Here is a 13,112-nt window from a genome sequence, read left to right on the forward strand (position 1 = left end):
TAAAAAAACCGGCTGAGATCACTCTCAGCCGGTTTTTTGTTTCAGATAATGAAGGCCTTACAGGCTTATAGCGAAAGCCCCGTCCTTTTCAGTCACCGCTGCGCCATTGGCCGTCACCTCGTAACCGGAACCATCGGCCTTGCGGCTTGCGGTGATGGCCACGGCCTTGCCGCCGATGCTGACCTCTGCCTCATAGGAGGAAAGGCTGGATGGCAGGGCAGGCTTCAGGCTGATGCCCTCACCCTGACGGTGGATGCCGAGGAAGCCTTCCAGTGCGAAGCGGTAGAGCCAGCCAGCCGAGCCCGTATACCAGGTCCAGCCACCACGCCCTTCATAGCCTGGGCCGCCATAGACATCGGCTGCCACGACATAGGGCTCGACCCGATAACGATCAGCTTCATCCGTGGTCTCGGCATGATGAACCGGGTTCAGCATCGAGAACACTTTCCAGGCTTCGTCATTGCGGCCAAGCTTGGAAAGAGCCAGACCCGTCCAGATCGCCGCATGGGTATATTGACCGCCGTTTTCGCGCACGCCTGGCGGATAGGACTTGATGTAGCCCGGGTCCAGACGGCTCTTTTCGAACGGTGGGGTGAAGAGGCGAACGATCCCCACTTCATCATCGATCAGCCGTCCGACCACCGAGTTCATAGCCTGCTGCTGGCGCTCCGGCTCGGCAAAGCCAGACAGAACCGACCAGGACTGGGCGATAGCATCAATCCGGCATTCGTCCGACTGATCGGAGCCCAACGGATCGCCATCGTCGAAATAGCCACGGCGATAGTGATCGCCATCCCAACCGGCTTTTTCCAGCGCGGCCTTCAGGCTCTTCAGGTATTTCGCCCAGGCCTTGACGCGGGCTGAGTCCTTGCGCTCCTCGGCAAAGGGCGTGAACACCGTCAACGCATTGGCCAGGAACCAGCCGAGCCAGACGCTTTCGCCGCGTCCGGCAACGCCGACCCGGTTCATGCCGTCGTTCCAGTCACCGCCAAGGATCAGCGGCAGACCGTTGGTGCCAGTGCGAGTGATGGCGAGATCGAGCGCCCGGGCCGCATGTTCATAGAGCGGCGCCTTTTCAGCGGAAATCTCCGGCTTGAAGAAGGCGTCGTGGCGACCGAGTGCCAGCGTCGGACCATCGAGGAAGCTGACGTCTGTATCCAGGATCGCCTTGTCGCCGGTGGCCGTAACATAGGAATGGACAGCATAGGCCAGCCAGACCACGTCATCGGAGATTGTGCTGCGAATACCAGCACCGTTCTGCGGCAACCACCAATGCTGCACGTCGCCTTCTTTAAACTGCCGTGAAGCAGCGTTGAGGATCTGGTCGCGGGCCAGTTCCGGCCTGTAGAGCAGGAAGGCCAGGCTATCCTGCAACTGGTCGCGGAAACCATAGGCGCCCGATGCCTGATAGAAACCGGCACGTGCCTTGATGCGGCAGGCCAGCGTCTGATAGGGCAGCCAGTGATTGACCATATGGTCAAAGGCCTTGTCGCCGGTCTTCACCTTGATATGGCCGGTGAAATCACCCCAGAAGGACTTGGCCTCGGCCAGTGCACCGTCAAAGCCCTTGGCTTTGGCAGCCGCAATCACGCTGCGGGCCTGTTCCATGCTCTCGGCATCGCCCAGCAGGAAGGTGACGGATGCTTCTTCGCCCGGCTGCAAGGTGATGTCGAAGGCCAGTGCCGCGCACGGATCGCCTTCCGGATCGATGGAGCCGGACAGTGGCGAGCCCTTGGCCACGGCCTGCGGCATCTTGATATCGCCATGCCGACCGATGAATTCGCGGCGACTGGAGGCAAAGCCCGATGCCGTTTCCACGGCGGTCAGGAAGGCGAAGCGACCCGAATAGTCGATGCTATAGGGGTTGGTCGCCATCAGCGCCCCGGTTTCCGCATCATGGGATGGCAGCACAAAGGCAGCCGTCTTCTGCGGATTGTTGCCGAGAATCCATTCGACATAACCGTAGCTGCGCAGACGACGAGCGCTATCGCCGGTATTGCGGATTGTAAGCCGGGTAAAGCGGACCGGCTCGACCTGATCGACCGTGACCGTCAGCTCGACGGCAAGTCCAGCAGCTTCGGTGGAGAATACCGAATAGCCAAGACCGTGACGGGTTTCATACACCACATCCTGACGGTTGCTGGCTGCCGAGATCGGGCTGAGGACTTCGCCGCTGTCGAGATCGGCCACATAGAAGGCCTCGCCGGTGCGGTTGGTAACGGCATCGTTCGACCATGGCGTCAGCTGATAGTCACGCGAATTGCGGCTCCAGGTGAAGCCCGAGCCTTCGGCTGCGATATGGAAGCCGAAATTGTCGTTGGAGATCACGTTGATCCACGGCTGCGGTGTTGATTGACCGGGGCCAAGCCGCACCACATATTCGGCACCGTCGGCGGCAAAGCCGCCATAGCCGTTCCAGAATTCCAGATCGCTGCCATCGATTGCAGGCGCACCATGATCGGCACGGCCAGCCATGACCGGCACCGGCGGATACCAGTCGGCATCAATGGCATCCACACCGCGCGGCGCTGCAAACAGCTCGGCGGCATGGGTCACCTGATCAGTGATCTTGCCATTGCGGGCATGGAGCACGACGCGGGCGGCGGCAAGCACGGCATTCCAGCCGCTCTCGTCCATGAGGTCGCGACGCACCGCAAACACATGCTGCTGGCCGCCTTCGGCCTGCTTGGTGCGCATGCCTTCAGCCAACTGTTCCAGGGCATGCTGCATGTCCTGCGCATAGGATGCAGCCCGCTCGTTGAGGATCACGACATCGGTGACGACGCCGTGGCGTTGCAGATAATCCTGGGCACTCAAAGCTTCGCGGACCACTTCGGTGTCCATCTCGTCATTGATGCGCACCGCGAAGATCGGATAATCGCCGGAGATCGAGTTTGGCCACAGCGCCGATTGCGAGGCAAGGCCAGCGCGCACGGTTTCCGGATCGGCCCGCAGATGCATGTCGGGATAGACCAGGTAGCGACCAAGCTGCTGGAAGGCCGCCGCCTGCTGCGAGGTGATGCCGATATGGCGCATCTCGACCTGGGTGCGGGTCCAGGCATGCAGCATTTCATGGTTGAAGGCATCGGGATGACGATAGCGTTCGATGGCCACATCCACTTCCTGACGGCTCGGTGCTGCAATGGTCCAATAGACCACGCTGACCTTTTTGCCGGCGGGAACGCGCAATACGCGGCGGAAGCTGGCGATTGGATCGAGCGTAAACCCGTCCGAACCCGACAGAACCGCATTCGGATCGAAGGCCGCAGCCTCGGCCAGCGTGCGACCGCGACCGATGAACTTGTAGCGGTCAGTCTCGAATTCGGTATTGCGGCCCGGTCCCGATGTATCGGAGACCAGATGCGCCACGCAGATATCCGGATCGCTCGGCGAGCGCTTGTTGCGTTCGATGCGGATCACGTCGCCCTTGCGGCCCAGTTCGGTTTTCACGAACATCCGCGAGAAGACAGGATGGGCGTTGTCGTTGTCGTCGCTCGACAGAACCGGCTCCATATAGGAGGTCACTTCGATGAAGCGATCCTCGGTGCCGGTGTTGAGCAGGGTGACACGACGGCCTTCGGCGTCATGCTCTGTGGCGACAACGCATTCGACAGTCGAAGTGATATCACCGACGGACTTCGTAAATTCGGCCTTGTCATCGCTGAAGACGACGCGGGTCTTTTCTTCAGCCGCACGGCGCGGCGCAGCGGTCGTTGACCACCATTCGCCCGACGCCGTATCGCGCAAGAAGATGAAGGTGCCGTTGCGGTCTTCGGTCGGATCGGCCTTCCAGCGGGAAACGGACAGGCCATTCCAGCGCGAGAAGCCGGAACCGGTGGCCGTCAGCATCACCGAATAATGGCCGTTCGACAGCAGAACCAGTTCGCGGTCCTTGGAGAGCGGATCGGTAATGGTGCGGATTTCCGGACGCAGCAAGTCGGCCTGGCCCTTGCCGGGGGTCTGCGGCTCGTATTTGGCGCTCATCACAGGGATTTCGCGCGGTGCCTTTTCCTGCAACAGCAGTTCTGCCGCCTCGATCACCGGATCGGCGTGGAAGAGTTCGCGCAACAAGCCGTTGAAGGTGACGTTGGCAATCGCCGCAATCGACATGCCGTGATGGTGGGCATAGTAATTGTAGACGACCGCGCAGGTCTTGCCCTTCGGCACACGGGTCGGGGTGAAATCGACAGCGTCATGGAAACCATAGGCACCAAGCGCGCCAAGCGCCCGGAGCTTTTTCAGGTTTTCAGCCGCAGCCTTCGGATCGTACTGGCTGGCAAGAATCGACGCATAGGGGGCGATGACCGCGTTCTGACCGAGGCCGCGCTTCAAGCCGAGGGTGGGCACGCCGAAATTGGTATATTGATAGGCGAGCGCATGGTCGCGGGCGTTGAAGGCCGCTTCCGAAATACCCCAGGGGATATTGAGGCGCTTGCCGTGGTTCATCTGTTCCTTGACGATCAGGTTGTTCGTCTGGTTCAGAATACCCCCCTGCCGTTCCTGCATGACCAGCGGCGGCATCAGATATTCGAACATCGAACCGGACCAGGACACCAGCGCCGCACGCGAGCCGATCGGCACGACCTGACGGCCCAGCTTGTACCAATGCTCGGTGGGCAGATCGCCCTTGGCAATGGCAAACAGCGAGGTCAGACGGGCTTCAGAGGCCAGAAGGTCGTAGCACGCCTCATCCAGTTCCATGGTCTCGACGCGATAACCGATGGAGAGCAGACGCCGTTCCTTACGGAACAAGAAGGCGAAATCCATCGAGAACGCGAGATCGCGGCTGCGGTCACGCAGGCTGGCCAAACGCTGACGCAGCGGCTCGATGTTGGACAGGTCGAAGGCGCTATCGGCGATATGGGATTCGCAGACCGCCACCAGCGCCTCACTCCAACGCAACAGGTCCGTGCTCTTGTCAGAGCGCAGCTCGTGGTGAAGATTGGCGGCCAGCTTCTGGATGTCGCGCGCCAAGACGGCGAGGTTGATCACCCGGATCGAGGCGAACTCATGCTCACGCTTAACTGACGCCAGCGCATTGTTGAAGCCGATGATCCGCTCATAGAGACGGGTGCGCAACGGGCGCACGGTCTTGCGGTCGTCGGGAAGTTCCTTCAGCGCTTCCATCAGGATACCGCCGACATCGCCGATGCCATCGAGGCTGCCCTGGAGATGAGCGGAAGGCGCTTCGGCCCAATGGCGGCAGGCAGATGAAATTGCAATCAGATGGCCGGCAAGATTGCCGCTATCGACCGCCGAAATATAACGGTTGCCGAGCGATTTCAGCGTATCGGTATGATACCAGTTGTAAAGATGGCCCCGGAACTTGTCCATCTTTTCGACGGTGCCGATGGTCTGTTCCAGCTTTTCGATGGTTTGCTCGAAACCGAGCCAGCCGAAATGCCGGGCCGAGACAATCGACAACAGGTAGACGCCGATATTGGTCGGCGAGGTACGCCGTGCCACCACTGGTTCCGGCGTTTCCTGGAAATTGTCCGGCGGCAGGAAATGTTCACCGGCATTGGCGAAGGTCTCATAGTAACGCCAGGTGCGACGCGCGATGCGGCGCAGTTCAATGACGGTTTCTTCCGGCACCAGCAGCCGGTCTTCCGTTTCAGCGGACTGGCTGACATACCAGGCAACCAGCGGCGACAGCACCCACATCAGCGTGAAGGGCAGGCCAATCAGCGCGCCATAACCGGCTTCATAGGCCGACAGACCGAAGGCGATGAGGGCCAACGTCGGTGCATAGCGCATCGTGCGGTAATAGGTGGGAATGCTGCCTTGCGCCACGGACTGAATGCTGGCGGCGGTGCGCCATTCCAGCAGCAGCTTGCGGCTAACCAGCAGACGATACATCGAGCGCACAATGGCATCAGCCATCATGCAGGCCATATCGGCGATGAACACGATCCGCAGCGCCACCTGCGCATTGGCGCCGCGCAAATCGGCCCAGAGCGACTGGAAATGCGCGCTTGGGACGATATCCGTCTGACGTGGCACGAGCGCATTGATCAAAGAAATGGTTGGCGCAACGAACAGGGAGAAGATCAGCAACAATTGCCAGATCAGCGTGTCGATCGGGCTCATGGCGAACCAGCCGATGACGGACGCGGCGAACCAGGCAATCGGGGTCAGCGACCGGCGCAGGTTATCGACCATTTTCCAGCGGCCAAGCGAGGTAATGCCACGCTTTGGATCGAGGATATAAGGCAGCAACTGCCAGTCGCCGCGCGCCCAGCGATGCTGGCGGGAAATTTCCACTTCGTAACGGGTCGGGAAATCCTCGACCAGCTCGACATCGGTCACCAGCGCGCAGCGGGCAAACGAGCCTTCGAGAAGGTCATGGCTAAGAACGGTATTCTCGTCGATCTGGCCCTTGATGGCCCGCTCGAAGGCGTCGACATGGTAAAGGCCCTTACCGGTGAAGCTGCCTTCGCCGGTAATGTCCTGATAGACATCAGATACGGTGAAGACGTAAGGATCGAGACCGCGATTGATCGAAAACACCCGCTGGAACACCGAGGCGTCCTTGCCTGTTGTCAGCGAGGGGGTGACGCGCGGCTGGAGAATCCCATAGCCGCTGACCACACGACCGGTTACCGGGTCGTGCACTGGCCTGTTGATCGGATGATACATCTTGCCGACCATCTTGGTCACGGCATCGCGCATCAGCCGGGTGTCGGCGTCCAGCGTCATCACATATTGCACACCATCAGGCACCGTATTAGCGCCCGGTAGGTAGGATGTATCCTTGTCGCCACGCAAAAGCATGTTCAGTTCATGCAGCTTGCCGCGCTTGCGCTCCCACCCCATCCAGCAGTCTTCCTGGGGATTGAACAGACGGCGGCGATGCAGGAAATAGAAGCGGGTCTTGCCATCTTCGTTGTAGCGGGCGTTCAGCGCAGCCATTTCCCGCTTGGCATATTCCAGCACCTCGAGATCGGCTTCGGTCTCCTCGACCTTGGCATCCGGCCAGTCGCTGAGTAACGCGAAATAGACTTCTCCACGCGGATTGGTCAGGTAATGGACTTCCAGATTGCGCACCAGTTCATCGACATGGTCACGCTTGGAGATCATGCAGGGAACGGCAACCAGCGTACGCGCATCGTCTGGAATGCCCTCCTTGAACTCATAGCCGACCAGACGGGCCGGCTTCAGAACAAAGGTGGACAGCGTGTTGAACAGGCCGGTCGCGCCTTCAGATGCCGGCAGGGCAAACAGCACGACAAGAAGCGTGATCAGCGGCACCGAAAGGCCAGCGTAAGACAGGTACCAGGCAACAAGCGCCAGCGCCAATGCCGTCAGCGCCAGAACAGGCAGGGCGATGGCCAACCAATGCAACCGCTTGAAGCTGCGGGTGACCGCAATATGCGCAGGCACGCGGTATCCGACCGCGCGCTCCAGCGCCTCCTTCTGCGCCCCCACCAACACGCTGCCGACATTGGACGGCGCATCGGAGAGATCACCGGTTGAGGCGGCGGCCTTCGACAGATCGATGGCGATCTGGGCTATCTCCAGTTCGCTCTTGTCGGAACGGCGCGCCAACTTTTCAATCGTGTTGCGGTAGCTGTTGCGCGAACCGAAATCCAGCGCTTCGTAATCGCTATGGCTGCGCAGGATCTTGTCGACATGGCTGACCTCTTCGACCCAGACCGACCATTCGGTATCGTCGATGGTGCGCAGACCCTTGATGATGCTGCCCATGCTGACATTGCCGGACGAAAGCCGGTTATGCTCGGCGGCCATCGCCTCTTCGGTGGTGCGGCCATTGGCCTCCAACCGCTTCTCCAGCCAGCTGACGGCAACGGCGGATGTCTGCGAACCGTTGCGCAGACGGTACAGAAACTGCGTCGCGAATGTATTGTCGTCGGCAAGTGATTCCAGCTGCTTCAAATATTCGCGGCAGGCGGCCTCATCATTCAGCCGGACGATTTCATCGGCGGCTTCATTGGCCTTGCGCCGCATCTGCCGGGATTTTTCCACCCGGGTCGAAATACGCCGCAGGTTTTCCACCAGCACGAAGCGCACCATGGAGGGCAGGGCCCACAATTCGCCGATTTCAAGCGAATGCTCGGACTGATAGCCTTCCGCCAGCGCCGTCATGCTTTCGCGCGTCACTGTGGAATGAGTATGAGCCACATAGAGCCAGGCCAGCGCCATGACGCGGGGAATGATCCGGTCGCCGACCTTGACGGTCGGCAATTGCCGATAGAATTTCTTGGGAAAGTCGCGGCGGACTTCCTGGATCGCTTCTTCGATAATGTAGTGATTGTCCAGCAGCCATTCGGCAGCGGGCGTAATCGTCGCACCCGCCTCGACATCGGCGGCGGTGGTGCGATAGACGCGCAGGATTTCCCGCTCGTTTTCCTTATGCCGGGCGAAGAAATCGAAATCGAAGAAACCCGGAAGCGTGCTCATCACCGAAGTGGCGAGAGCCTTGGATTTCTCCTGCAACTCATCGATTGTCAGATAAGTAGCCCGGATCGAATCGTTATGATCGATATTGCGGGTTTCTGTATCGCGTGGCGCTGTGGATTGCGTCATAGATGGGGACATGTTTTCGAATCTGTTACCAGCAAGAGTGAAATCTGCCGCATGGGGTGGATGCAGCACTTACATATGCGCAACCGGGCCTAGGGAAAGGCCCGCGGCTGCGGGAAAATCAATGCGGCCATGACACGCCTCTTAAAAAAGGCTTGGTCAGGCCAGGTAATCCGGCAGTAAGACGGGTGGACATGCTCTAAACAGAGTTTCACGGTGATAACCACTTCCTTCGTTTGGGCTCATCCATCTGCCTGTCTTTTGCAGTTGATGTCGTCCAGACAGTTTTGTCGGCACGACTGTTCATCCTAGTCTGCCACCCTGCAATGCTCAGTTTGAACCGAAGCTGAACGGGTGTTAGGGTCTCCCTCTATAAATCCAGCGAGAACAAATCCAAGACCCTCTGCCCGAGGCGGAGCTTGCGAATCGGAAACAGACCATCCACATTTTAGGTTAACTATGTCTCTCTTTTTCTCCAATGCCATGAAAGATGTCGTCGAGATCAGGCGCTACCTGCATCAGCACCCGGAACTGGGGCTTTCGGAGTTTCATACCTCCGATTATGTGGCGGGAAAACTGGAAGCCATGGGCTATGAGGTGACCAGGGGCCTGGCCCGCACCGGCATTGTCGCCACGCTGCGCAATGGGACCAGTCAGCGGTCCATCGGACTACGCGCGGATTTCGATGCCCTGCCGATCACCGAGGAAACCGGCCTCGATTATGCAAGCCTCACTCCCGGCCTGATGCATGCCTGCGGTCATGATGGTCACACGGCAATGCTGCTCGGTGCCGCTGGTATTCTGGCCGAGCGCCGCAATTTCGATGGCATCGTACATCTGATTTTCCAGCCGGCGGAAGAAAATTTCGGCGGCGCACGACTGATGATCGAAGACGGCTTGTTCGAGCGCTTCCCATGCGATGCGGTCTTTGGCCTGCATAACGACCCTGGCATTGCATTTGGCCATTTCGCCTTTAGGGAAGGGCCGATCATGGCCTCGGTGGATGAATGCAAGATCACGGTCATTGGCCGGGGCGGCCACGGTGCAGAGCCGCAAAGCACCAGCGATCCGATCGTGGCAGGCGCGAGCATTATCATGGCGCTGCAAACCATTGCATCGCGCAATATCCACCCGCTCGATCCCGTCGTCGTCACCGTCGGCGGCTTTCATGCCGGTGCCGCAAGCAATGTGATACCGGAGCGGGCAGACATGGTCCTGACCATCCGCAGCTTTGACGATCATGTGCGCGATGAACTGGAAAGCCGCGTGCGGGCGATTGCCGAGGGGCAGGCGGCAAGCTACGGCATGAGTGTGGAGATCGACTATGAGCGGGGCTATCCGGCCACCGTCAATCACAAGGCGGAAACCGATTATGTGCGCGATCTTGCCAGACGCTTTGCCGGCGAAGGCAAGGTTTTCGATATGCCGCGTCCAACCATGGGTGGCGAGGATTTCGCCTATATGCTCCAGGAAAAGCCCGGCACCTACTTCTTCCTCGGCACCAAACGCACCGAAAACGACCCGCCGCTCCATCATCCGCGCTATGATTTCAATGACGATATCATTCCAACCGGCACCGCATTCTGGGTGGACCTGGTGGAAAGCCGGCTAAAGCCGGAATAGGGTCGTCCAAGATAACAAAAACGCCCTCGTTGAGGGCGAACACGGACAGACAAAAGGCGCAGCTCCCTTCGAAACCGCGCCTTTTCACCAGCTAGATCAATTGAATTATCCGGCCTTCACCACCGCCTTGTCGTCATCGTTTAGCAGACCGCTGGTATGCAGCAAGGCTGCGAAACGGCCACCCTTGGCGCTCAATTCGTCATAGCCACCCATTTCGACGATACGGCCATGGTCGAGGAACAGAACCTGATCGGCTTCGCGCACGGTCGATAGCCGGTGGGCGATGATAAAGGTCGTGCGGTTCTGGCGCAGCCGGTCGATAGCGGATTTTACCCGCTCTTCGGTCTCCACGTCGAGCGCACTGGTTGCCTCGTCCAGCACCAGGATCGGCGCATCCTTCAGGATCGCACGGGCAATGGCGATCCGCTGCCGTTCACCGCCCGACAGACGGTTGCCACGCTCACCAACATCGGTATCGAAGCCAGACAGACGGCTTTCGATGAAGTCGGTGGCTGCGGCAGCCTCGGCCGCCTTGACGATATCCTCGTCCGTCGCATTTTCGCGCCCGATGCGGATGTTATCGGCAATCGACCGGTTGAGAATGCCAGCATCCTGAAACACCGTCGCAATCGAGTTGCGCAGCGACTGGCGGGTAATGGTGGAAATATCGGCGCCATCGATCAGGATCTGGCCCTGCTGCGGCTCATGCACCCGTTGCAGCAGATTGATCAAGGTGGTCTTGCCGGCACCGGTTGGCCCGACGATAGCAATCGTCTGTCCGGCCTTGACCGTAAAGGACACGTCCTTGACGCCCTGGGTCGTGTTGGCGAAATCGAAGGAGACATGGCGGAATTCAACGTCGCCACGCACAGCCGTCAGATCGCGATTGCCGACCGGCTCGTCGCGCTCCTGCACGGAATCCTCAAGCACGTAGAAATCTTCCAGCTTGGCGCGCGCCTCGAAGATCTGCGTTGAAAACTGGCGCATCTGGTCGAGACGGGCGATCAGCAGATTGGCAAAACCGATGAAGGCGATAACATCGCCAACCCGCAATTCGCCGCTTTGCACCAACATTGTGCCGATAATCAGGATGATCAGCATCGAGGCGGTAGAGGCAATACGATTGAGGCCGCTGGCAATCGCCCACCAGTCCAGCACCGGATACTGAGCATCGAGCAGCTTGCTGGTAAAGGTCTTCAGCGCCGAGGTTTCGGCCTGGATCCGGTTATAGCTATGCACCACCGAGACATTGCTGATCGTGTCGCTGACATGGGAAAACACCGTGTGGTAGTGGCTCTCGACGGAGGCCTGTCCATCCTTGGTCTTGTCCATCACCATCTTGCCGATCGCCACATAGATCAGACCAAGCACGATCAGCACCAGGGAGAGCCGCACATCCATGGAAAAGGCTGTCGGCACCAGCAAGACTAGAGCTACCGCCGTCGCCAGATGGGTCCGCATAAATTCCAGCCAGAGGCCAAATAGTGTCTCGCTGGCGCGCAGCAGCGTATGCAGCGCATTGGATGTGCCGCGCTGGTGGTGCCAGGACAGCGGCATGGAAATGATCCGGCCAAAGGCTTCCGTCAGCAAGCTGGCTCGACGGCCATGGGCCAGCCGGTCGGCTTCGCGGGCGACAAGCACGAAGGCAATGGTGTTGAATATGCCAAAGCCGCCCCAGAGGAACAGAATATCCTTGACCGGCTTGCCACTGGAAATTGCATCGATGATCCAACCAAACAGGATCGGCTCGGCAATGGTGATCACCGCCAATATGATATTGGCCGTCACCACGATGCTGACCTTCAGACGGTAAGCGGCAAGATATTGCAAGGCTCGCCAATAAATTTGTAACAGGGACATGGCGTCAGTTTCTCCTGATCGGCTTCGAATTGGCCGGTTGAGGCATCGTATCACGATATTTTAAGGAGACGAACCTGAACGCTGCCTATACAGACCCGCAGATGTTGTGCAAAGTCCGGTTTTGGAATTCTCTTTTTCACCATGCTTGCTATGGGTAAAATTTCAGGTAGCCGAATTAACAAACACATAAGCTTAACGTGTATTTTAAGAAATAGTGTTTGATAATAATTAGAGAATGTTAATGTTCAGTCTGGTGCTGGACCTAGGGGGTGCGTGTGAGTGTCAATCATCTCATACAGTTTTTGGCTGTATCTCAGGGATGCCGAAGTCGCGAGGAGCTGATCCTGGAATTGGAGAAACTCCTCGAATTTTATAAATTCGATTATTACGGCCTAGTGCGCAGTCCCAAACCTGACCAAAACCCCATGTCGCTGGTGCTTGCAGGACGCTGGCCGGAAAAATGGCCGCAGATTTATATCACGAAAAAATTCGTGCTGATTGACCCTGCCATTCGCTATCTGGCGCAAGCGCAACGGCCGTTCCGCTGGAGCGAAACGCTGACGGCCTTCGCCCAGGACCCACATTTCAAACGCATGCAGCGGATGATGATGGATGCCCAGCGTTTTGGCCTCGAGGAAGGCTACATCTTCCCCATTCACGGACGGGGCGGATTGCTGGCCAACATGACCATTGGCGGGAGACCAGTGGAACTGACCCCGATTGAGATCATGCTGTTCGACACGGTGGCGAAATGCGCTTTCTGGCGGCTGGCGGAAATCAATGGCGAAGACGAATTGCTGTCGATGGTGCAAAAAGTCGATGTGCGCTTAACCCGGCGTGAGCTTGAAATTCTCAATTATCTCGGGGAGGGCATGACCTCGAACGAGATGAGCAAATTGCTCGAAATTTCGAACCACACCGTCGATTGGTACGTCAACGAATTGCAGGATAAGTTGAACGCCAAGAACCGGCAACATATGGTAGCAATTGCTTACCGCCTTGGCCTGATCAGCTGATATTTTCATCGTTCTGCTGACTTGCCTAAATTGCGCGATGTCTTGCAAACCGCTATGGATTCTCTTCGC

Annotated in this window: 4 protein-coding genes; 2 read left to right on the plus strand and 2 right to left on the minus strand. The window is 58.5% G+C overall.

Annotated features, from left to right (window positions below):
- Positions 1 to 57: 57 nt before the first annotated feature.
- Positions 58 to 8,559, minus strand: a complete 8,502-nt coding sequence (locus tag FS819_RS15900; protein WP_156548139.1) for a glycoside hydrolase family 94 protein — start codon at positions 8,557 to 8,559, stop codon at positions 58 to 60.
- Positions 8,560 to 9,027: 468 nt separating this feature from the next.
- Here FS819_RS15900 and FS819_RS15905 point away from each other — a divergent pair, with 468 nt between their 5' ends.
- Positions 9,028 to 10,167 carry a M20 aminoacylase family protein gene (locus FS819_RS15905; RefSeq protein WP_156548217.1) on the plus strand — a complete coding sequence of 380 codons (1,140 nt, stop codon included), beginning with the start codon at positions 9,028 to 9,030 and terminating at the stop codon, positions 10,165 to 10,167.
- Between the two features lie 105 nt (positions 10,168 to 10,272).
- Here the strand turns inward: FS819_RS15905 and FS819_RS15910 are convergent, their stop codons facing one another.
- Positions 10,273 to 12,027, minus strand: a complete 1,755-nt coding sequence (locus tag FS819_RS15910; RefSeq protein WP_156548140.1) for a glucan ABC transporter ATP-binding protein/ permease — start codon at positions 12,025 to 12,027, stop codon at positions 10,273 to 10,275.
- Between the two features lie 275 nt (positions 12,028 to 12,302).
- Here FS819_RS15910 and FS819_RS15915 point away from each other — a divergent pair, with 275 nt between their 5' ends.
- Complete coding sequence (locus tag FS819_RS15915; protein WP_234624567.1) at positions 12,303 to 13,043, plus strand: helix-turn-helix transcriptional regulator; 741 nt, start codon at positions 12,303 to 12,305, stop codon at positions 13,041 to 13,043.
- Positions 13,044 to 13,112 lie beyond the last annotated feature (69 nt).

The sequence above is a fragment of the Allorhizobium sp. Av2 genome, assembly GCF_021462805.2.
Taxonomy (GTDB): Bacteria; Pseudomonadota; Alphaproteobacteria; order Rhizobiales; family Rhizobiaceae; genus Allorhizobium; species Allorhizobium vitis_G.